The organism is Pseudomonas fjordensis, from assembly GCF_976987115.1.
Window position 1 is genome coordinate 1,705,670 of the sequence record NZ_OZ336860.1, and the last position, 21,809, is coordinate 1,727,478.

A 21,809-nucleotide genomic window follows, 5' to 3' on the forward strand; every position below is an offset into this window, starting at 1 on the left:
GTGACGGTTGGATGACAGGCCCCTTGTCGCAAATCTGTCACTGGCGTGGGCTAGGCTCGCGGGCTTGAATGCCCCCTTGAGTTCGCGTCCATGGTCCGAGGCCTGTTGTGCGTTGCCCTGCTGTTTGTCACCGTGAATGCCCGCGCTGAAATCTGGCCTGAAAAGGAGTGGGCCATGGGCACGCTTCTCGCCGGTCCCGCTGTCGATGCCCTGGACGCCTACGCTTTCCCACCCCGCGACGATGCCACCCGCACCGGTATTCGCACCGATGCGTTGCTGGTCATTCGTGACGGCCAAATCATTTATGAACGCTACGCCGCGCCCACCACTGCGAGCACGCCGCACCTGACCTGGTCCGTCAGCAAAAGCCTGATGGCTACCGTGCTGGGCGTGGCCTATGGGCAAGGCCGCTTCAAACTCAGCGACCCCGCTGCACGTTTCTATCCGCCGATGAAGCAGCATCCCAAGGTGAGCATGGCCGACCTGCTGCACTGGGCCTCGGGGTTGGATTGGCAGGAAGACTACGAATACGCCCCATTGAAATCTTCGGTGGTGGCGATGCTTTACACCCGTGGCCACACCGACATGGCGCAATTCGCAGCGGATACCGATGCGGTCGCCGCCCCTGGCCAGGCTTTCCGTTATTCCAGTGGCGACAGCACTATCCTGTCCGCCGCGCTCAAGGGCATGCTCGGCCACAAGGCCTACATGACCTACCCGTGGGACGCGCTGTTCCAGCCCCTGGGCATTCGCGACGCAACCTGGGAAACCGATGCCGATGAGACGTTTGTCGCGTCATCCTATGCCTACCTCACGGCCCGCGATCTGGCACGAGTAGGGCTACTGATGGCGCGAGATGGGCGCTGGGGCGAGCGGCAACTGCTGCCCCAGGACTGGGTCGCCTTCAACCGCAGGCCCTTCGACCACTACAAAGCCGGCCAGGATGAAGCCGTGCCGGGCGGCCATTGGTGGCTCAACACCGGCGCCCCCCGACCCTGGCCCGACGCACCGGCCACCACCTTCGCCGCGCTGGGGCACTGGGGCCAGGCGCTGTTTGTGTTGCCTGACGAACACTTGGTGATCGTGCGCTACGGCGATGATCGCGATGGCAGTTACCGGCATAACGAACTGCTCCAACGCGTGCTGGCGGCGGTGCGCTCATGATCCGTCGTCATCCATTTATCAGCGTTTTACTGGTGTTGTTTATCGCACTCTTGGGCTGGGTTTGGCATGAACGCGTCAACCTGCAAGCCTTCCCCGACATCATCGCGGCGTACACCGCCAAGGAGTACTGCTCGTGCCGGTACGTGGCCAACAACCCGGCGGACTATTGCCTCGGGTATGTGAAGCAGTACGTGCCCATCAGTGCGTTTATCGATAAGCCGGAACGCAGTGAAGTGACGGCGAGTGGGTTGGGGCGTACGCATACAGCGCGATGGATGGGCAACCGCCAAGGCTGCCGCCTGACTCCCTGACACCCCCATCACCCCCTGTGGGAGCGGGCTTGCTCGCGAATGCGGTGGGTCAGTCAACACATGTATTGGCTGGTATTGCGCATTCGCGAGCAAGCCCGCTCCCACAGGGGATATGCGCTGGCAGTTAGATCCGGGGACGCAATGGCGCTGGTTTTTTGCTGATGTCGGACCTCTGCTGAGGCCCGTTTGAGCTACCTGAACTTCACAAGCATGGCGGCAACTACCCCCCATGTGAATGACGTGAACATCAGCGTCATATTGACGATCAGACGTCGTTTCAGACGAGCTGGAAATGTTTCGATATCAGCAGGGTTTACATCACCGGTAAGAACATAAGCCCTCGGCCACACGACCATCCCCGCGATTTTTGATATTTCCAAGAGTGACCAAATCAAGCCCCGTTTTCCCAGGCTATCTCCCCAGAGGTAGATATACCGACTGTTTTTCAAAGCGTCCTTTAATGCGTCCAGATGACGGTGGCTCAGGTGCAAACTATGAGCGATCCCGGCAACTGAGAGCAGACCTGGGGCCCCCAAAACAATGATTGCAGCCCAGGGAGGCCAAGTGTCGATACTGGTCATGGTTGAGTCATTTCGTAAATTTTTTCTCCGATAGCTTCGCCAGTCATACTACCAACAGTCGTACCCATCCATGCGCCTGTCCCTACTATAGCTGCGATGCATACAACACCTCCGATACCTCCAGTGGCTACGCCAATCGCTAGGCAGATCGGACCACTGGCAGAACTAGCCATCGCGCCACCTGCAACGCCGAGGGCAGTTGAAAGCCCAAATTTTCCGCCTTCAGTAAACTTGACCTTTTCGCAAGCTGGTCCAGATTCGCCGTTACACACCTGCTCAATAGCCGTCAGCGAAGACACTCCGCCAATCCCAATCGCGATGTAACCGCCCGCCTTCATGTATCTGGTAGCGCGGCTGGTCGCTTCCACGTGGGCGGAATAACCCGGAATCTGCCCTGGCGTACCGGCTTTGTCCCAATGATGCACCAAGCTGCGACTGGAAATGCCGAGGGCTGTTTTCAACTTGGGGTGGTCGCCCAGGGTGGTTTGGCCGCGCAGTCGAGTGGAGTTCAACAGATGGGCATCCAGCTGGTTCATAAGACGCTGTCGATCCGCGAAGAACTGGGGCGATTTAAGGTGACCGTGCTGACGATAATTTTGTTGATGCAGGCGCTCGATGGCTTGGAGGGTGTCGCGTAGGTTGTTCATGTGCGTTTCCATCACCACCGCACTGACGCCGAGCCAGGTTGAGGTATGGCCGATAAAGCCAGCGATCTCGGCACCGTGGCGATAGAGAAAGTCAGCCTCGTCCGGCGTCAGCTCATCCAGTGATGCGCTGACGTGTTGAGCCGCCTGCATCAGTTGCGCTTCCTGATAGGTGCAGGAGGTGTTGTTCGGGTCGCTGAGCACGATCATCGAGCCGGCTTTGACGGGCCCTGTGTTGGGATTCAGCGATTGAAACTTGCGCATTACAGCCGGGTCGAGCGTCGGAAAAAGTGTGGCTTCCAGCGCCTCGCGGCTCATGCTTTTGGGCACGATGTAAAAACCCGGCTCTTCGCCTATGAGCGCTTTAAATGCGGCAAATGCGGATTGGGGCGACTCACTTGGCGAGGTGGAGGTGCGTTGAGAGGACGCTGCCCAGTGGGTTACTGGCTGGACCGGCTCAGCGGCCAGTCTGTTGGCGCTTACGACCGAGCCACCTCTGCCATGGTACTCGCCGAATAACGCCAAAGGAATCAGCTCGGCTTTACAGGGACAGCCGCTGTAACTATCCACCGTACCGGCAACAAGCCGGCCATTGCTCTCCATGAAGGAAATGCCGCCGATGATCTTGTACGTTTGCCCATCCTTGCCGCAGGTAACTGGGTCACCTTCGCAGGCACGAAGACGGCCATTCATGTGGGTTGTTTGATCTACGCCCAGCACTTCCCCGCCGCAACTGGTTTTGTCACCTTGACAGATGAAATGACCTACGCTCATTTTTTCGCCTCTTATCCATGTTTTTTTAGCCGTGCTTTCCTGCTCGTCTCGATAAGAAAACTGACGCGTGGCGCCTTTTAATCGAGGTAAACGAGTAAGGAAAAGTCACGTAGCAAGCCAAACTCTGGAGAGGGATTTACTTAGGGTAAAGTCAGACGATTCCGTGAGTTTCGTCGTATAAATCTGATAGGTCTGCGGCGCCACTTGTGGCGAGGGAGCTTGCTCCCGGTAGCGGTGGGGCAGTTACAAATGTTTGGCTGACACTCCGCCATCGCAGGCAAGCCAGCTCCCACCTATGGATGTGTGTGGGTCCACGGAAAAAAGCTCGACCCTGAGGTTCCACAGAGTGGAACCACCTTTGATTGTCCTCACGCGCACATCGCGCTTAGCTGTCGATGTGTCGCCAACAAGAACGGGACCACCCGCCTGTGAGGAGAATCACCATGCGCCCGCACCAGCACATCCTGGATTGGCTCAGTGACGTTGCCAGCGACTTGCACGCTGTGCGTCACGATATCCACGCCCACCCCGAACTCGGCTTTGAAGAGAACCGCACCTCAGCGCTGGTCGCACAGTCACTCAAGGAGTGGGGTTACGAGGTGCACACCGGCATCGGCAGGACCGGTGTGGTCGGTGTTTTGCGCAATGGCAACAGCACGCGCACGCTTGGGATTCGCGCCGACATGGACGCCTTGCCCATCATCGAAAATACCGGCGCGGCCTACACCAGCCAGCACGCCGGTTGCATGCATGCCTGCGGCCATGACGGCCACACCACCATGTTGCTCGGCGCTGCGCGTTACTTGGCGGCGACGCGGCAATTTCACGGCACGTTGAACCTGATTTTCCAACCCGCCGAAGAAGGCCAGGGCGGCGCCGAGGCGATGTTGGCGGACGGTTTGCTGGCGCGTTTTCCCTGTGATGGGCTGTTCGGCATGCACAATATGCCAGGCTTGCCGGCGGGGCATCTGGGCTTGAGAGTGGGGCCGATGATGGCCTCTCAGGATCTGCTTACCGTGACGCTTGAAGGCGTAGGTGGCCACGGCTCGATGCCGCATTTGACCGTGGACCCGCTGGTGGCGGCCGCCAGCATGGTCATGGCCTTGCAGACGGTAGTGGCGCGCAATATCGACACCCAGGAAGCCGCCGTGGTTACGGTCGGCGCCCTGCAAGCGGGGCAAGCCGCCAACGTGATTCCCCAGCAAGCCCTGCTGCGCCTGAGCCTGCGCGCACTTAACCCCAAGGTACGCGAACAGATGCTGGAGCGGGTCAACGCAATCATCCAGACCCAGGCCGCCAGCTTCGGCTGCACCGTGCAGATCGAACACCGCCCGGCCTACCCGGTACTGGTCAACCACGCCGAAGAAACCGAATTCGCCCGCCAGGTCGGCGTGGCCTTGCTCGGTGCCGACGCCGTGGATGGCAACACCCGCACGTTGATGGGCAGCGAAGACTTCGCCTGGATGCTGCAACGCTGCCCCGGCAGTTACCTGTTTATCGGCAACGGCGTGTCGCGGCCGATGGTGCACAACCCCGCCTATGACTTCAACGACGACATCCTGCTGACCGGCGCCGCCTACTGGGGCGCGCTGGCCGAGAGCTGGCTGAAGCCAGCCGGCTAACCCAAACCCTTGTAGGAGCGAGCTTGCTCGCGAAAATCGTTAACGCTGACGCAGCGCTTTCAAGTAGCCCGTGTTGCCTGCGCGTTTTTCGCGAGCAAGCTCGCTCCTACAGTAACGTCTTTTTCTGCCGCTGGACCCTTTCCCTGATCGGTTGAATGGAGTGCTCCTCATGCAGACTGCAAAACCTGGTGTCTCGCGCACCCGCCAAGTGGTGGCGGCCGTGATCGGCAACGCGTTGGAGTGGTATGACTTTATCGTCTACGGCTTTCTGGCCAGCATCATCGCCCGGCAGTTCTTTCCCTCGGAGGACGAGTACGCCTCGCTGCTGATGGCGCTGGCCACCTTCGGCGTGGGCTTTTTCATGCGCCCGGTGGGCGGCATCCTGTTGGGTATCTATTCTGATCGCAAAGGCCGCAAGGCGGCGATGCAGTTGATTATCCGGCTGATGACCGTGTCCATCGCGCTGATCGCCTTCGCGCCGAACTATGCCGCCATCGGCATGGGCGCGCCGTTGTTGATCGTGGTGGCGCGCATGCTCCAGGGCTTTGCCACTGGCGGTGAGTACGCGAGCGCCACGGCATTTCTGGTAGAGAGCGCGCCAGCCCATCGCAAGGGCTTGTATGGCTCCTGGCAATTGGTGGGGCAGTGCCTGGCGGTGTTCGGTGGGGCGGCGATGGTGGCGTTGGTCACGCATTTCTTTTCGCCCGAGACCCTCGACCTGTGGGGCTGGCGCCTGCCGTTTGTGCTGGGCTTGTTGATCGGCCCGGTGGGGTTGTGGATCCGTCGGCACATGGAAGACCCGGAAGAATTCATCGAAGCGCGCAAGCAAGCCACCGGCCCGGCGCCGAGCCTGATGCAAGTGCTGCGTGAGCATCGGCGCAGTATCTTGGTGTCGATGGGCCTGGCCTGCGGGGCGACGGTGTCGTTTTATGTGGTGCTGGTGAACATGCCGACCTTCGCCCACAAGAACCTCGGCCTGCCGCTGGACCAGGTGTTGATGGTGCAGATGTTTGCGGTGGCGCTGATGACCGTGGTGATCCCCTTGTCCGGCCTGCTCTCGGATCGGTTGGGGCGGCGGCCGGTGTTGATGGCCTTCACCCTGGCATTTTTCGTGATGGTCTACCCGCTGTATGTGTGGGTGGCCGCCGCGCCGTCCATCGAGCGCTTGCTGGTAATGCAGGTGATGTTGTGCACGGCGATTGGCGGGTTCTTCGGGCCAGCGCCGACGGCATTGGCTGAGCAGTTCCCCATTGAGGTGCGCTCCACCGGCGTGTCGGTGGCCTATAACGTGGCGGTGATGGTGTTCGGTGGTTTCGCGCCGTTGATCGTGACCTGGCTGAGCAAGGTGCTGGGCACACCGGTGGCGCCGTCGTTTTATGTATTGTTTGCGTGCGTGCTGACGCTGCTGGGCACTTATTGCATGCGCGAGGCACCGCGTGCGAGCAAGCCGTTGCCGTTTTCCAGAGAGGTGAAGCCTTGAGTATTGTTGATTGGGATGCCACTGAGCTGTCGCGAGCCATTCATGGGCGGCAGGTGTCGTGCGAAGAGGTGATGCAGGCATACCTGGCGCAGATCCAGCGCTTTAACCCTGGCGTGAATGCGCTGGTGTCACTGCGCGACAGTGAGGCCGTGCTGGCCGAGGCGAGGGCCTGCGATCGGGAGTTGGACCAGGGCCACTCCCGTGGCTGGATGCATGGCATGCCCCAGGCCATCAAGGACCTGGCGGCCACCCAGGGCTTGCGCACCACCTTGGGCTCGCCGCTGTTCGCCGAGCATGTGCCGGGCGAAGACGCCATCAGCGTGGCGCGGGTTCGGGCCAGTGGCGCGATCATCATCGGCAAGACCAACGTGCCGGAGTTCGGCCTGGGCTCCCACACCTACAACACGCTGTTCGGCACCACCGGCAATGCCTATGACCCGCGCCTTGCAGCTGGCGGCAGCAGTGGCGGGGCGGCGGTGGCTTTGGCGCTGCGTATGCTGCCGGTGGCCGACGGCAGCGACATGATGGGCTCGCTGCGCAACCCGGCGGCGTTCAACAACGTGTTCGGCTTGCGCCCCTCCCAAGGGCGGGTGCCCCACGGGCCGATGCCGGAGCTGTTCGTGCAGCAACTGGGCACCGAAGGCCCGATGGGGCGCAGCGTCACGGATGTGGCGCGGTTGCTGAGCATCCAGGCCGGTTACGACCCCCGCGCGCCGCTGTCCTCCCAGGCCGATCCGGCGGTGCTGGGCCAGCCGTTGCAGCGCGACTTCAAGGGCGCACGCCTCGGTTGGCTGGGGGACTACAACGGTTATCTGCCGATGGATGATGGCGTGATGAGCCTGTGCGAGGCGGCGCTGGACGATTTCGCCAGGCTGGGCTGTGAAGTGCATGGCTGCCAACCGGACTTTTCCATGGCGCGCCTGTGGCGCTGCTGGCTGGTACACCGCCATTGGCTGGTGCACGGCAACCTCGGCGCGGCCTACGCCAACCCGCAAAAACGCGCACTGCTCAAACCCGAAGCCCAATGGGAAGTGGAGGGCGGCCAGGGTTTGAGCGCTCAACAGGTGTACCAGGCGTCGGTGGACCGCAGTGAGTGGTACCGCGCCTTGGCCAAGTTGTTTGAACGTTACGATTTCCTGCTGTTGCCCACCGCTCAGGTGTTCCCTTTCGATGCACAACAGCCGTGGCCACGCCTCGTCGGCGGGCGTGAAATGGACACTTATCACCGCTGGATGGAAGTGGTGATCGGCCCGACCCTCGCCGGTTTGCCGAGCATGAGCATCCCCGTGGGCTTCAACCCCCAGGGCTTGCCCATGGGCCTGCAAATCATTGGCCCGGCCCAGGCCGACAGGGCCGTGCTGCAATTGGCCTACGCCCATGAGCAACTGACCCAATGGGTACAACGCCGGCCGCCGGCGTGCCTTGCAACGACCCGCTGAGCGCTGACCGGGCCTGTATCTTGCTGTGAAAAAAAGATCATCCACCGGCAACAGGGAGATCGAACATGGAGACAGGCACCGTACGCTCGGTTGAGCGCGCACTGGCAATCGTCGAGTTGCTGGGCGAGCACCAGGCCCTGGGGCTGGAAGAGCTGCACTACCTCACGCGCCTGCCCAAGGCCACGGTGTCGCGCATGTTGCTGACCTTGCAGGAGCAGGGTTGGGTCTATCGGGGCCTGAGTGATCGACGTTACCGCCTGCGTGCCCGGCGCTTGTTCGGCGATACCCAGCAACGCTTCAAGCGCCAGGTGGTGGAGAGCGCCGCGCCCTGGTTGCTGGAACTCAGCGAGCGCACCGGGCTGGTGGTGGATTTGTCGTGCTTCGATGGCGAGCGCCTGGAGGTCATGGAGAGCGCCATTCCCAGCGTGTTGCGCAAGCTTTACCCGAACAACTGTCAGATCGTCGGCCAGTACGCCAGCCTGTTCCACTCGGCGATGGGCAAGGCGTGCCTGACGCAATTGCCGGCCGAAGAAGTACAGCGCCTGGCAGGCCGCAATCATATGGCGGCGGACGAGCACTATCGCGCCTGCGAGCAAACCCAGCACCAGGGCTTCGGCCAGCGTACCGAGGGCTATTGGGAATATCCTGTGCGTTTGCCGTTCCTGATCCGGGCGGTGGCGCTGCCGGTGCGCGCCAATGGCCGCCTGGTGGGGAGCATGGCGTTGCATTGGCCGATGCATCAGGCGCCGGTGGAGCGTGTGCTGAATTTGCATATGGGCAGCCTTGAAGAAACGATCTGCGAAGTGCAGCGAACGTTGGTTTGATAGTCACCGCCGAATAAATGTGGGAGCGGGCTTGCTCGCGAAGGCGGTGTATCAGCTACACATGTATTGACTGGCACTGCGCTTTCGCGAGCAAGCCCGCTCCCACAATGAATTTGCGCCGTTCATGAGATTGCGCTTATGGTTCGCTCAGGTTTTCCCCCGCGAGTCTTCAATGTCAATCAAACCCTTGGCCTTCACCCTTTTGGCCGCTGCAGCAGTGCCCGCCCACGCCGACTGGTACCTGGATAATGAATCCTCACGCCTGTCCTTCGTCACCACCAAAAACACCGAGATTGCCGAAGTGCAGCGCTTCCTGGTGCTGCACGGCAAGGTCGATGCCAAAGGCGCGGCTCAGTTGGAAGTGGAACTGGAGTCGATCAACAGCGGCATCCCGCTGCGCGACGAGCGCATGCGTAGAGAGCTGTTCGAGATCAAGACCTTCCCCGAAGCGCAGATCAGCGCGCAGATCAATCTGCAACCCATCAACGACCTGGCGTCCGGCGCGCAGTTGGAATTGCGCCTGCCCTTGAGCGTCACGCTGCACGGCAAGACCCAGACCTACAGCGCCGAGCTGTTGGCCACGCGCCTGGATGATCGACGCTTCCAAGTGGTGACCCTGGAGCCTGTGGTATTGCACGCTGAAGATTTCGACCTGGCGCCCGGTGTCGCCACCTTGCGCAAGGCGGCAGGGCTCAAGTCGATCAGTTTGTCGGTGCCGGTGGGTGCGGTGCTGATCTTCACGGCGCGCTGACATGAGCGGCGCGGTGTTCCCATGGCGCAGCGCCAATCAGTTCGAATTGCTGATCGACGGGCCGAATTTCTTCCCGCAGATGCTGGTGGGCATCGCCCGGGCCGAGCAGCAGGTTGACCTTGAGTTGTACCTGGTCGAAGCCGGGGCCTGCGCCGAAGCGATGGTGCAGGCACTGGTGCTGGCCGCCGAACGCGGCGTGCACGTGCGTTGCCTGTTCGACGATTACGGCAGCCTGGCGTTTACCCTGGGGCTGCGCAAGCGCTTGACCGATGCCGGCGTGGAGTTGCGCTTTTACAACCGCCTGAACTGGCGGCGCTGGATGCGCAACCTGTATCGCGATCACCGCAAGTTGCTGCTGATTGATCAGCGTGTCGCCGTGGTCGGTGGTACGGGCGTCACCGACGAATTCTGGACGCCGGGCCAAGACACCGCCGACTGGCACGAAGTGATGGTGCAAATCAGCGGCCCGCTGGTGCTGGACTGGCAGGCCCTGTTCGACCGGCAATGGCACGCTAACGCCGCGCGCCGAGAATGGAAACCGGCGACCCATTTCGGTTTGCCCCGCTTGCCCAAGGTTCCCGCTACCGGGCCGGGGCTGGGCCGCGTTGCGTATGCCGATGCGCGTCAGCACCGCGACATTCTGCAATCGTTGATTCGCGCCTTGAACAGCAGCAAATCGCGTATCTGGCTGGCCACCCCGTACTTCCTGCCCACCTGGAGCGTGCGCCGTGCCTTGCGCCGGGCGGCTGGGCGCGGTGTGGACGTGCGTCTGTTGCTCACCGGGCCGCGCACCGATCACCCGTCGGTGCGTTACGCCGGGCACCGTTATTACCCGCGCCTGCTGCGTTCAGGCGTGCAGATATTTGAATACCAGCCGTGCTTTTTGCACCTGAAGATGGTGCTGGTGGATGATTGGGTGAGCATTGGCTCGTGCAATTTCGACCACTGGAATCTGCGCTTCAACCTGGAAGCCAACCTGGAAGCACTGGACCCGCAATTGACGGCAGCGGTGGTGGGCAGTTTCGAAGCGGACTTTGCCCAGAGCCAGGCGGTGAGCCTGGAGGCATGGAAGGCGCGGCCGTTGTGGCGGCGGGTGAAGCAGCGGGTGTGGGGCTGGATTGATCGGCTGGTGGTGAACCTGCTGGATCGACGCGGCTAGGCGGGCCACCTCAACCCCAATGTGGGAGCTGGCTTGCCTGCGATGGCGGTGGTGAATATTCCACCGCTATCGCAGGCAAGCCAGCTCCCACCCAGACCGTGTTTACAGCTTCAGATCAGAGCAGTTCGAAGGTTTGTTGCTGCACGTCCTGGGAGTCCAACCCGATCTGCACATTGAACTCACCCGGTTCGGCCGCGTACTTGAGCTGGCTGTTGTAGAACTTCAGGTCGTCCTCGGTGATGGTGAAGTGCAGCGTGCGCGCTTCGCCGGCCTTGAGCATGACCTTCTGGAAGTTCTTCAGCTCCTTGATCGGGCGGATCATCGAGCCGGCCACGTCCTGGATATACAACTGCACAACCGTTTCGCCATCGACCTTGCCGGTGTTCTTCACGGTGACGCTGGCGTCGAGCTTGCCGGTCTTGTTCAGGGTGGTGGACGACAGCGCCATGTCCGAGAGGCTGAACGTGGTGTAGCTCAGGCCATAGCCAAACGGAAACAGGGGGCCTGTGGTGTCATCGAAGTACTGCGAGGTGTAGTTGCCCGGCTTGCCTGGGGTGAATGGCCGGCCGATGGTCAGGTGGTTGTAGTAGGTCGGAATCTGCCCAACGGAGCGAGGGAAGGTGATCGGCAGCTTGCCCGATGGGTTGTAGTCGCCAAACAGCACATCGGCAATGGCGTTACCGCCTTCGGTACCGGAAAACCAGGTCTCCAGGATCGCATCGGCCTGTTGGTTTTCTTCCAGAATCGACAGCGGACGGCCGTTCATCAGCACCAGCACCAGCGGCTTGCCGGTGGCTTTGAGGGCCTTGATCAAGTCGCGCTGGCTTTGCGGGATGTTCAGGTCGGTGCGGCTCGACGACTCGTGGGACATGCCACGGGACTCGCCCACCGCCGCGACGATAACGTCGGCGTTGTTCGCCGCCTTCACCGCTTCATCAATCAGCACTTGGGCAGGGCGCGGGTCGTCCACCACTTCCGGGGCGTCGAAGTTGAGGAAGTTGAGGTAGTCGAGCACCGCCTTGTCGCCGGTGATGTTGGCGCCACGGGCGTAGATCACTTTGCCTTTTTCGCCGATCACGGCGTTCATGCCGTCGAGCAGGGTCACCGATTGCGCAGGCCGGCCGGCAGCAGCCCAACTGCCCATCATGTCGATGGGGGCCTTGGCCAGCGGGCCGACCAGGGCAATGGTCGCGGATTTTTTCAGCGGCAGGGTGTCGTTGTGGTTTTTCAGCAACACCAGGCTGCGGCGCGCAATGTCGCGGGCCTCGGCACGGTGCAGGCGGCTGTCGGCGTAGGTGTCGACCGGGTCATCCTCGGCCTTGCCGATGCGCAGGTACGGATCCTTGAACAGGCCCATGTCGTACTTGGCGCCGAGCACTTCGCGCACGGCGTTGTCGATGTCGCTCTGCTGGATTTCGCCGGACTTGAGCAGCCCAGGCAGCTCCTTGCCATACAGCGAGTCGTTCATGCTCATGTCGATGCCGGCCTTGATCGCGAGCTTGGCGGCTTCACGCCCGTCCTTGGCCACGCCGTGCTTGATCAGCTCGAAGATCGCGCCGTGGTCGCTGACGGTCAGGCCCTTGAAGCCCCAGTCTTTGCGCAGCAGGTCGTTCATCAGCCAGGTGTTGGCAGTGGCGGGCACGCCGTTGATCGAGTTGAGCGCCACCATCACGCCGCCGGAGCCGGCCTTGATCGCCGCGTGGTAGGGCGGCAGGTAGTCCTGGTACATCTTGACCGGGCTCATGTCGACCACGTTGTAGTCGCGCCCGCCTTCCACCGCGCCATAGAGGGCAAAGTGCTTGACGCTGGCCATGAGGCTGTCGGCATTCGCGGGGCTGGTGCCCTGGAACGCCTTGACCATCACTTCGCCAATGCGTGACACCAGGTAGGTGTCTTCACCGAAACCTTCGGAGGTGCGGCCCCAGCGTGGGTCGCGGGAGATATCGACCATCGGCGCAAAGGTGATGTCGAGGCTGTCGGCAGCGGCTTCCTGGGCGGCGATGCGCCCGGAGCGGCCAATGGCGTCCATGTCCCAGCTGGAAGCCAGGGCCAGGCTGATCGGGAAAATGGTGCGGTGGCCGTGGATCACGTCGTAGGCGAAGAACATCGGGATCTTCAAGCGGCTGCGCATGGCCGCGTCCTGCATCGGCCGGTTTTCCGGGCGGGTGATGGAGTTGAACGTGCCACCGATGCGGCCGGCGGCGATTTCCTTGCGGATCAGCTCGCGGGGCATTTCCGGGCCGATGCTGATCAGGCGCAATTGGCCGATCTTCTCATCCAGGGTCATTTGCTTGAGCAGGTCGCTGACAAAGGCGTCCTTGTCGTTAAGCGCAGCAGGCTTTGTTTCTGCCCAGACGGGGTGGGTGGCCAGCGTGGCAACAAGGCCGAGCAAACACAGCTTTTTCATGAATATCCTTGTTCGGCTACTGCGCAGCATTCAAAGCGATGCTGTCGGCCAAAATGTGGGGAACGTCTATTGTTGTTCGGGTGTTGTTCAGATAAATGCAGCACACTCTGAACTCTTTTTCGCGCTGGGCATCTTTGTAGCTGATTGGCTCGAAGCATTCCAGTGGTGGCGGATTATGCCCCAAGCGCGTGGTTTATAGGGTTAGTCGTCACATTCCATCCAGATTGGGCAGGAGAAACACCATGCAAGCAGCACACACTTATCGCTGGGGCTTCAAGGCTGCGGCGCTGTTACTGATCAGCAGCGTGCTGAGCGGTTGCGGCATCAACAACATCCCGACCCTGGACGAACAGGCCAAGGCCGCCTGGGGCCAGGTGCAGAACCAGTACCAGCGCCGTGCCGACCTGATCCCCAACCTGGTGGAAACGGTGAAGGCGTATGCCGCCCACGAACAGGAAACCCTCACCGCGGTGATTGAAGCGCGGGCCAAGGCCACCTCGATCCAGGTGGATGCCAGCACCCTGGACAACCCCGAGAAACTCAAGCAGTTCCAGCAAGCCCAGGATGGCCTGAGCGGCGCACTCAGCCGTTTGATGGTGGTGTCCGAGCGTTACCCGGACCTGAAGGCCAACCAGAACTTCCTGGCCTTGCAATCGCAACTTGAAGGCACCGAGAACCGTATTGCCGTGTCTCGCCGTGACTTTATCCAGGCCGTGCAGGCTTACAACACCGAGATCCGCACCTTTCCGGGCCGCCTGTGGCACAGCGTGATGTACAGCGACTTGCCGATCCGCGCCACGTTTGAAGCCACCAGCGCCGATGCCGATAAAGCGCCGCAAGTGAAGTTCAAATAAGGCTGCACTGAGGTGTCGATGCGTTTATTACGGATAGGCCTGGCGCTGTGGCTGTTGGCCTGCGTGGGCGTGGCCCAGGCGGCGCTGACCTTCCCGGCGCTGACCGGGCGGGTGGTGGACAGCGCGCAGATGATCGACCCGGCGGTGCGCGAGCAACTGACCCAGCAATTGCAGGCGCTGGAGCAAACCTCGGGCGACCAGTTGGTGGTGGTCACCGTGCCCGACCTGCAGGGCGTGCCCATTGAGGACTACGGTTATCAATTGGGCCGCCAGTGGGGCATTGGCCAGAAGGGCAAGGACAACGGCGCGCTGTTGATCGTCTCCCGTGATGACCGCCAGTTGCGCATCGAAGTCGGCTATGGCCTGGAAGGCGTGCTGACCGATGCGCAATCCTGGGTGATCATCAACCAGGTGATCCTGCCCAAGTTCAAGGCCGGCAATTTCAGCCAGGGCATCAGCGATGGCGTGGCCGCGATGATCCAGGTGGTGGGCGGTGAGCCCTTGGCGGTGCCGGCCCATGTGGCGGATGCCAACTTCGCCATGGATAATCCCGGTTTTTCCATCGGCCTGTTTATCCTGCTGATCGGCGTGTTGTGGTTGTGCAACCGCATGGGCTTGCCGGTGGGTGCCATTCTGCTGGCGATTCTCAACAGCAGTGGACGCGGCGGCGGTGGGGGCGGCGGTGGCGGTGGTTTCCGCGGCGGCGGCGGGGGCTTTGGCGGCGGCGGGGCTTCGGGCGGCTGGTAATGACAATAACGAAAATAGAGCATCTACAACCATGGCATTACTGACTGAACACGAGCAGCGCCAAGTCGCCGAAGCGATCGCCCGGGTCGAGAAAACCACCGACGCGGAGTTGGTCACCGTGCTGGCGGCGCGCGCCGACGACTACGCCTACATTCCGTTGCTGTGGGCGAGCTTGATCGCGTTGGTGGTGCCTGGCGTGGTGCATTACCTGTCGGGCTACCTGACCATGTACACCTTGCTGGTGGCGCAGTGGGCGACGTTCATCGTGCTGTGCCTGGTGTTCCGTTTGCCCAAGGTCACCACCCGGCTGATCCCGCGCTCGGTACGCCACTGGCGTGCATCCAACCTGGCGCGGCGGCAGTTTATGGAGCAGAACCTGCACCACACAGTGGGCAGCACCGGGGTGCTGATTTTTGTCAGCGAGGCCGAGCGTTATGTGGAGATCCTGGTGGATGAAGGGATTTCCAAGCGCCTGGATGACAGCAATTGGGACGCCATTGTCCAGGCGTTTACCCAGCAAGTGAAACAGGGGCAGACGCTGGCCGGGTTTATCGCTTGCGTTGAAGCCTGTGGCGAGTTGCTCAAGGTGCATGTGCCCGTTACCCAAACCCGCAACGAGCTGCCCAATCGCCTGGTCGTACTCGAATAACCGCTTTTTTGTAGGAGCGAGCTTGCTCGCGAAAAACTCATCGACGCCGCGTTCATTCAGGACACCCGCGTTATCGTTGACGTTTTTCGCGAGCAAGCTCGCTCCTACACAGGGCAGCTGATTGACCGTTGATCAAATAACCCCGTGCCCTCAACCCCCATCCCGCCTAAAATGCCCGGCATTCTTTACCCGAGGCGTTTTTGTTCATGTCCGTCACCGCTCAACCTGCCCGCCCTGCGCCGGATCATCATGCCCAGTTCATCGAACTGTTGAGCGCAAGCCTGGCGCAGAACGCTTTTATCAAGCTGGTGCTGGCCAAGTACGTCGGTGAAGAAGCCGAACTGCAGCGGCTGATCATCAAGCCGGTGGTGGTCAAGGAGCAGCCCTGCCTGTCGTTCGTCTATCGCTACAAGACTCGCGACATCACCAAGAACTTTCCCGTGGCCGACGGCGTGGCGGCGATTGCCGAGCTGTTGCCCAACTCGTTCAAGAACGCGCACTTGCTGGCGCTGACCGACGAAGCCCAGTTGGAATACAGCAAGAAGAACAAAAGCTCGTTGTTCAAAAGCAAACCGCAGCAACTGCGCGAGGCGCCGTCGGCCGAGCATAACCGTGAAAAAAATCGCTTCCTCGACCTGAGCCGGCCGTTCCTCGCCGACCTGGGCGTGACCGACGCCAAGCAGGCGCTGATCCCCTCGATGTCGCGCAAGTGGAAGCAGATCAACAAGTTCATCGAAGTGTTCAGCCATGCGCTGACGTCGTCGCCGTTGCAGCTCGACCGCCCGGTGCGTGTCGCCGATTTCGGCTCGGGCAAGGGCTACCTGACCTTCGCCATCCACGATTACCTGCGCAATACCCTCAAGGCCGAGGGCGAGGTTACCGGTGTCGAGTTGCGTGAAGACATGGTCACCCTGTGCAACAGCGCCGCCGCACGCCTTGAACACCCGGGGCTGGTGTTCAAATGCGGCGATGTACGCAGCGTGGCGCCCAGTGAGCTGGACGTGATGATTGCCTTGCACGCCTGCGACATCGCCACTGACTACGCGATACACACCGGCATCCGTTCCGGCGCGTCGATCATCATGTGCTCGCCGTGCTGCCACAAACAGATCCGCCTGCAGATCCAGAGCCCGGCGCTGCTCAAGCCGATGCTGCAATACGGCCTGCACCTGGGCCAGCAGGCGGAAATGGTCACAGACAGCCTGCGTGCGTTGTTCCTTGAAGCCTGTGGCTATGAGACCAAGGTGTTTGAGTTCATCTCGTTGGAACACACTAACAAGAACAAGATGATCCTGGCGGTCAAACGTGCCGAGCCTGTGGACAATGCGCAGCTATTGGCGAAAATCCAGGAGCTCAAGGCGTTCTATCACATCACTGAGCACTGCCTGGAAACCCTGTTGCGCGGGGATGGCTATCTGGCCTGAAATGGGCGCGGTTCGCTGTGGGAGCTTGCTCCCGTGACGGCCCCGGCGGCCAGTGCATATCTACCTGACGCCCCGCGATCCAAATGTGGGAGCTGGCTTGCCTGCGATGACGGCCTGCCAGCTGACACTTATCTAGCTGACGCCCCGCGATCAAATTGTGGGAGCGGGCTTGCTCGCGAAGGCGGCCTGGCAGTCAACACAGTTGGATGGTGTACATATCCATTGCTTCGGTAACGGCCACTTAGGGTTCCGCCCGACGGCGGCTCACTTTTGAAAAGCGCAAAAGTAAGCAAAACGCTCTTGCCCCACCACTCGGCACCTCGCCTAGGCTCGGTGTGCCCGTAATCCGCCAGTGATTTGGGGGGCCGCCGCCACGCGCCATCCATGGCGCGGGGCGGCTAAACCGGCATCCCTGCCGGTTTACCCCCCAAATCCCTGTCGAATTCCGGCCAGCGTGGTTTGACGGGGCGCTTGAGATCAAAAGCAGATCAAGATCAAGAGCGACTCGCTTCGCATCGTGGTTACCGGTGGCTGCGGCGAACTGCACAGTTGTGTAGATACTTATGGCTATCGCAGGCAAGCCAGCTCCCACATTTGGAATGCGTGTGTGCTTAGAAGAACCGCGTCACGCTGATCTTCGCATCACGCCCTTTGGTGTACGCCCGGTCGCCGCTCAAGGCTGGGCGGAAGTTTTTGTTGAACAGGTTGTCCACGGTGAAGTTCACCTCGGTGCCTTTGAGGTACGCCTGCTGCGGTGTCCATTTGGCGAACAGGCCCTGGGTGTTGTAGCGCTTGTTGCCGTATTGGTCGTAGAACAGATCGCCAATGCTGGAGCCTGGGCCGCCGGAGTATTTGTCGCTGGGCAGGCGGTCGGTGGCGCCGATGAATTGGCCCATCCAGCCCACTTGGGCATCCCAGGCCGGGATGTGGGTGCCCAGAACCAGCACCCATTTGGTCGGCGGGATGTCTCGTGCGGCTACGTCCGGGCCCCAAGGGTTGGTGTAGGCGCCTTGGTGCTGGCCCTTGGCATAGGCGAACGACACCGAGCCAAACAGGTAGGTGGAGTTATAGATCGACTCGAGTTCGACACCCTTGATGGTCAGGCTGCCGATATTGCGGTAGTTGGACATCGGCCCAGGCGGGCACGCTGAAGCGATGCTGCCGCCGTTGACAGCCTGGTTCTGGCAGCCCACGCCGGTGGCCTTGAAGATCTCGTCTTCGACCTTGTTGTGGAACAGGGTGGTGCGCAGTTGCAGGTTATCGTCCTGGGCGATCAGGTTGTCGAAGCTGGTGATGTTGCCCAGGGTGATCGAGGTAATGCGCTCCGGGTCCAGGTCGACGCTGGTGGCGGTGCGGCTGCCCACGCCCTGCACTTCGTATTGTTCGTCGATCACCGGGGCGCGCCAGGTTTGGCTCCAGTTGGCGAACAGCCCCACATTCGGCGTCACGGTCCAGAACAGCGCCAGGCGTGGCGACCAGCCGGTGTAGGTGCGGTCGCTGTAGTCGTGACCCACTGCCGGGTTGGGGTTGTTGTAGTAGGGCGCATCGTTGCCTTCGCCGCGGTTGCGCACGTGGTCATAGCGCAGGGACGGTGTGATCGTTACATCGCCCAACGTCACCGCGTCCTGGATAAAGAAACTGTTGGTATCGACCTTGCCGTGGGGCATGAAACCCGGCTGGAAGTGCCCGTAGTTGTAGCGCGGCGTGTTGTAGGTGGCGCCGGGCATCCACATTTCGGTTTCGCGGGTGTGCTTGCGCACTTGCCCGCCGACCGTCACGGCATGCTGCAAAGGGCCGGTGTCGAACAGGCTGACGTTGCGGATATCCAGGAGCTTGTCGGTGTAGGCGGTGTCCATCTTGCGCCCACCGGTGGCCAACTGGAAAAACGCTGTGGCGTCACGCTCATCGGTCTGCTCGGTGTTGGACTGGGAATACTTGATGGTCAAGTCCACCAACGGGTTGTCCAGCGGCTGGTATTCATACTTGCCCGACCAAGTGGTGTCGACCGTGTCGCGATGGGCGAGAAAACGCTTCAACGCGCCTTCGTAGCCATAGCGGTTGATGTTGAACTGGGTCGGCGGCGTGGGGTAGCTGGCGGCGGAAAACGGGGTCCAGCGGTTGCTGTGGGAGCGCGAGTACGACAGCCCGACACTGTGCTCATCGGTAAAGTGCGCGTTGACCTTGAACAGCTTGCCGTCCACATCCTGGGCGCTGTTGGGCAGGCGTTGGGGGTTGATCGGGTACTCATTGTTGTCGTTAGGCAACTTGGCGGCCACTTTCATATCGCCGCCGTCGCGTTGGGTCAGGTAGGCCAGCGCATCGAAACGGCCATCGTCGGTACGGCCGTATACGGCACTGCTGTAGACCTGTTCATGGTCGTTGCTGGAGTAACCATATTTGAGCATCGCACCGCTGTTGCGGCCGTCCTGGAGCAGGTCCGGGGCGTCCTTGGTGACCATGTTGACCGTGCCGCCGAAGCCGCCATTGCCGGTGAACGGCGAGTTGGGGCCTTTTTCCACTTCGATGCGCTTGATCAGCTCGGGCTCGATAAACACCGTGCCTTGCTGGTAACGCTCAAAGCCTGTCTTGGTGGCACCGTCAACGGTCAGCGGTACGTCTTCGGCATCGCCGAAACCACGGATGTTGATGGTCTGGCCACCGGGTTTCAGCGAGCCGCCCTGGCTGACACCGGGCAAGGTCTGCAACAGGCTGGGGATGTTATTGGACTGGTAGCGGTCGATGTCGGCCTGGGTCAGGGTGGAGCGGTTGACGGTGCTGGCGTTCACCTCATTGCCGGTGCCGATCACGCTCAGGGTGTCCAACTGGATCGCGCCACCGCTGGTGGTTTTGCCCGTATCGGGGCGCACCACGTAGGTACTGCCGACCTTGAGCAGGATGAGTTCACCGTTCTTGAGCAGGGAGCGAATGGCTACTTCCGGGGTGTAGTCACCGTCAAGCGCCGGCGCCTGCACGTTCTTGAGCAGGGTTTCATCGAACAGCAGCTGGATTTTCGCCTGCTGGGCCACCTGGCTCAAGGATGTGGCCAGCGACTGGGCCGGCAGGTGCAGCTTCAACGACTCGGCCTCGGCGCTGAGGCTCAAGGCCAGGCACGTAGCCATGAGTGTCGGTCGAAGAAACAGGTGCGAAGCGTGGCAAGGCGCGCGAAACATGAAATCCCCCGGAGCGGCTAAATAGCCAAAAAGGTGTGCGTATCAAACACAGACAGGAGGAAGACGGGGCAGGCAAAAAAAACCACACATGCGAATGCAAAATATTCTCATGTGTGAGGTTGCCGTCTATTTGCTCGGCTCGATTCTTATCGTGCCATCGGCCGAGAGTACGGTTTTCACCGGCAACAACGCGGGCAATGCCTTGAGCAGGGCGTCTGGGTCATTCACATCAAGGTTGCCCGATACCTTGAGTTGCGCCACGGCCTTGCTCACCTGCAACGACGTCTGCGGGCGGTACAGGCTCAACTCGTCGATCAGGCTGGCCAGTTCGCGATTGCGAAATGCCAAGTGCCCGCTGCGCCAATCGGCGACCTCTTCGGCGCTGAGGCTTTGCGGTTGCACGGTGCCTTTGGCGTAGTTGTAGGAGGCCCGCTGCTGGGCGCCGAGCAGGGTGGCGGGGCTGTTGCCATTTGGCGCGAAAGCGACCTGGCCATGGGCAACGCTGACCACCAATTGCTGCTGCCCGCGACGCACATCGAAAGCAGTGCCCACCACCCGTACGCTCGACTCGCCGGCTTGTACGTAGAGGGGGCGTTCCTTGTCGGCCGCCACTTCGATATACAACTGGCCTTTGTCCAGGTGCAGCACCCGTTGATGGGCGTTGAAGTCCACGCGGATATGGGTGTTGGCATTCACATACAAGGTACTGCCATCCGGCAGATTCAACGTGCGCATGCCTTTGGCATGGGTGGCCACCTGGCTGTGATACAGCTCGCGCGGTGTGCCGATAGAGGTCGCCAACACCGCGCAGAGCACGGCGGCGGCCACCGCCAGGGCAGGGCGCCAGAGGCTTAGCTTACGCTTGGGCAGTGCCACTGGTTTATTTAGCTGTTGCAACTGGGCGAGGTCGGCCCACAGCTGTTCGAATTCGGCATAGGCGCGCGCATGGGCGGGCACCGCCTGCCAGGCGGCAAAGGCTTTACGGTCGGCGCGGCTGACTTCGTTGCGGTTGCGCGCAAACCAACTGGCGGCCTGGGCGTCGATGCAATCGCTCGCTTGGCTGTCCAGCGCGTTGGTGTCGCTCGGGCGGTTCATTCTGGCTGCTCCGTGCCGGTGTCGGGTTGAAGGCGTCGCTTGCAGTGCAGCAGGGCAAAGGCGATGTGCTTTTCCACCATGCTGGTGGAGATGCCCATGCGCGTTGCGATCTGCGCCTGGCTCAAGCCTTCGAAGCGGTGCAGCATAAGGGCTTCTCGGCGGCGGGGCGAGAGTTCGGCGAGGACTTCTTTCAACTGCTCCAGGCGTTGCAGGCGCAGGGCGGCAGCCATGGGGTCGTTGTGCTCGTCAGTGACCGGCTCGGCATCCATTTCGGCATGATCAGGGTGGATGGTTTGTCGTACTTTCTGTTTGCGCCAATGATCGCGCAGCAGATTGCGCGCCATCTGGAACAGAAACGCCCGTGGCTGCTCGACCTTGGCCCGGTCGCGGTAGCCCAGCCATTGGGTAAACACATCCTGGGCCATGTCCGCCGCGTCGCTGGCGTTGTCCGTGCGTTTACGCAGGAAATACAGAATGTCTGCATAAAACCCGCGACAGGCATCGGCCGACGACGGGTCGGGCTGGGGACGAGACATGGATATCCTTCTTGACGAAGCACGGCTTGGAAAAGTCGTGAATGATATCGAGAACTATTGTCATTTGTCTCTATGCAAGTGCCATCTTCTGTAGAGGCGAACTTGCTCGCGAAAAACCAACAGGCGACACGAACACCCGATGGGCTGCGTTATCGTTGGCGTACTTCGCGAGCAAGCT

18 protein-coding genes are annotated in these 21,809 nt (G+C 61.3%); 12 read left to right on the forward strand and 6 right to left on the reverse strand.

Annotated features, from left to right (window positions below; translation table 11 throughout):
- Positions 1-90: 90 nt before the first annotated feature.
- Together ACWHXD_RS07780 and ACWHXD_RS07785 are read left to right on the forward strand one after the other, a co-directional pair.
- Positions 91-1,164 (forward strand): serine hydrolase domain-containing protein, encoded by a 1,074-nt coding sequence (locus ACWHXD_RS07780; protein ID WP_138763617.1) that lies wholly within the window; start codon positions 91-93, stop codon positions 1,162-1,164.
- The gene (locus ACWHXD_RS07785; protein WP_098952497.1) at positions 1,161-1,475 is read left to right on the forward strand and encodes an amidase; all 315 of its coding nucleotides are present in this window, start codon (positions 1,161-1,163) and stop codon (positions 1,473-1,475) included. The genes ACWHXD_RS07780 and ACWHXD_RS07785 overlap by 4 nt, the downstream gene beginning before the upstream one ends.
- 191 nt (positions 1,476-1,666) lie before the next feature.
- Here ACWHXD_RS07785 and ACWHXD_RS07790 read toward each other — a convergent pair whose 3' ends face one another.
- The gene (locus ACWHXD_RS07790; RefSeq protein ID WP_138763618.1) at positions 1,667-2,056 is read right to left on the reverse strand and encodes a hypothetical protein; all 390 of its coding nucleotides are present in this window, start codon (positions 2,054-2,056) and stop codon (positions 1,667-1,669) included.
- The gene (locus ACWHXD_RS07795; RefSeq protein ID WP_138763619.1) at positions 2,053-3,474 is read right to left on the reverse strand and encodes a PAAR domain-containing protein; all 1,422 of its coding nucleotides are present in this window, start codon (positions 3,472-3,474) and stop codon (positions 2,053-2,055) included. Before ACWHXD_RS07795 ends, ACWHXD_RS07790 begins: the two co-directional genes overlap by 4 nt.
- 443 nt (positions 3,475-3,917) lie before the next feature.
- On the opposite strand from ACWHXD_RS07795, the gene ACWHXD_RS07800 reads away from it, so the two are divergent.
- The 6 genes from ACWHXD_RS07800 (at position 3,918) to ACWHXD_RS07825 (ending at position 10,749) form a co-directional block, all read left to right on the forward strand.
- The gene (locus ACWHXD_RS07800) at positions 3,918-5,096 is read left to right on the forward strand and encodes a M20 aminoacylase family protein (protein ID WP_138763620.1); all 1,179 of its coding nucleotides are present in this window, start codon (positions 3,918-3,920) and stop codon (positions 5,094-5,096) included.
- 169 nt (positions 5,097-5,265) lie between these two features.
- Complete coding sequence (locus tag ACWHXD_RS07805) at positions 5,266-6,576, forward strand: citrate-proton symporter (RefSeq protein WP_032893098.1); 1,311 nt, start codon at positions 5,266-5,268, stop codon at positions 6,574-6,576.
- Complete coding sequence (locus ACWHXD_RS07810) at positions 6,573-8,015, forward strand: amidase (protein WP_138763621.1); 1,443 nt, start codon at positions 6,573-6,575, stop codon at positions 8,013-8,015. Before ACWHXD_RS07805 ends, ACWHXD_RS07810 begins: the two co-directional genes overlap by 4 nt.
- 65 nt (positions 8,016-8,080) lie before the next feature.
- Positions 8,081-8,839, forward strand: a complete 759-nt coding sequence (locus tag ACWHXD_RS07815; RefSeq protein ID WP_138763622.1) for a helix-turn-helix domain-containing protein — start codon at positions 8,081-8,083, stop codon at positions 8,837-8,839.
- A 172-nt stretch (positions 8,840-9,011) separates the two neighbouring features.
- Positions 9,012-9,590: a YceI family protein gene (locus tag ACWHXD_RS07820; protein ID WP_138763623.1), complete on the forward strand. Its 579-nt coding sequence runs from the start codon at positions 9,012-9,014 to the stop codon at positions 9,588-9,590.
- 1 nt (position 9,591) lies between these two features.
- Complete coding sequence (locus tag ACWHXD_RS07825) at positions 9,592-10,749, forward strand: phospholipase D-like domain-containing protein (protein WP_138763624.1); 1,158 nt, start codon at positions 9,592-9,594, stop codon at positions 10,747-10,749.
- Between the two features lie 115 nt (positions 10,750-10,864).
- On the opposite strand, the gene bglX is transcribed toward ACWHXD_RS07825, so the two are convergent.
- Positions 10,865-13,156: a beta-glucosidase BglX gene (gene bglX / locus ACWHXD_RS07830; RefSeq protein WP_138763625.1), complete on the reverse strand. Its 2,292-nt coding sequence runs from the start codon at positions 13,154-13,156 to the stop codon at positions 10,865-10,867.
- Positions 13,157-13,398: 242 nt separating this feature from the next.
- On the opposite strand from bglX, the gene ACWHXD_RS07835 reads away from it, so the two are divergent.
- From ACWHXD_RS07835 to ACWHXD_RS07850, 4 genes are all read left to right on the forward strand, one after another.
- On the forward strand, positions 13,399-14,010 hold the full coding sequence (locus tag ACWHXD_RS07835; RefSeq protein ID WP_014717327.1) for a LemA family protein: 612 nt from the start codon (positions 13,399-13,401) through the stop codon (positions 14,008-14,010).
- Positions 14,011-14,028: 18 nt separating this feature from the next.
- The gene (locus ACWHXD_RS07840) at positions 14,029-14,757 is read left to right on the forward strand and encodes a TPM domain-containing protein (RefSeq protein ID WP_032893092.1); all 729 of its coding nucleotides are present in this window, start codon (positions 14,029-14,031) and stop codon (positions 14,755-14,757) included.
- Positions 14,758-14,788: 31 nt separating this feature from the next.
- Positions 14,789-15,406, forward strand: coding sequence for a TPM domain-containing protein (locus ACWHXD_RS07845; RefSeq protein WP_032893090.1), 618 nt, complete (start codon positions 14,789-14,791; stop codon positions 15,404-15,406).
- Positions 15,407-15,612: 206 nt separating this feature from the next.
- Complete coding sequence (locus tag ACWHXD_RS07850) at positions 15,613-16,830, forward strand: class I SAM-dependent methyltransferase (protein WP_138762227.1); 1,218 nt, start codon at positions 15,613-15,615, stop codon at positions 16,828-16,830.
- A 611-nt stretch (positions 16,831-17,441) separates the two neighbouring features.
- Here ACWHXD_RS07850 and ACWHXD_RS07855 read toward each other — a convergent pair.
- From ACWHXD_RS07855 to ACWHXD_RS07865, 3 genes are all read right to left on the reverse strand, one after another.
- Positions 17,442-20,000, reverse strand: coding sequence for a TonB-dependent receptor (locus ACWHXD_RS07855; RefSeq protein ID WP_138762225.1), 2,559 nt, complete (start codon positions 19,998-20,000; stop codon positions 17,442-17,444).
- A 126-nt stretch (positions 20,001-20,126) separates the two neighbouring features.
- Positions 20,127-21,095 (reverse strand): FecR family protein, encoded by a 969-nt coding sequence (locus ACWHXD_RS07860; RefSeq protein WP_138762224.1) that lies wholly within the window; start codon positions 21,093-21,095, stop codon positions 20,127-20,129.
- Positions 21,092-21,631, reverse strand: a complete 540-nt coding sequence (locus ACWHXD_RS07865) for an RNA polymerase sigma factor (protein ID WP_032893085.1) — start codon at positions 21,629-21,631, stop codon at positions 21,092-21,094. Before ACWHXD_RS07865 ends, ACWHXD_RS07860 begins: the two co-directional genes overlap by 4 nt.
- Between the last annotated feature and the right edge of the window lie 178 nt (positions 21,632-21,809).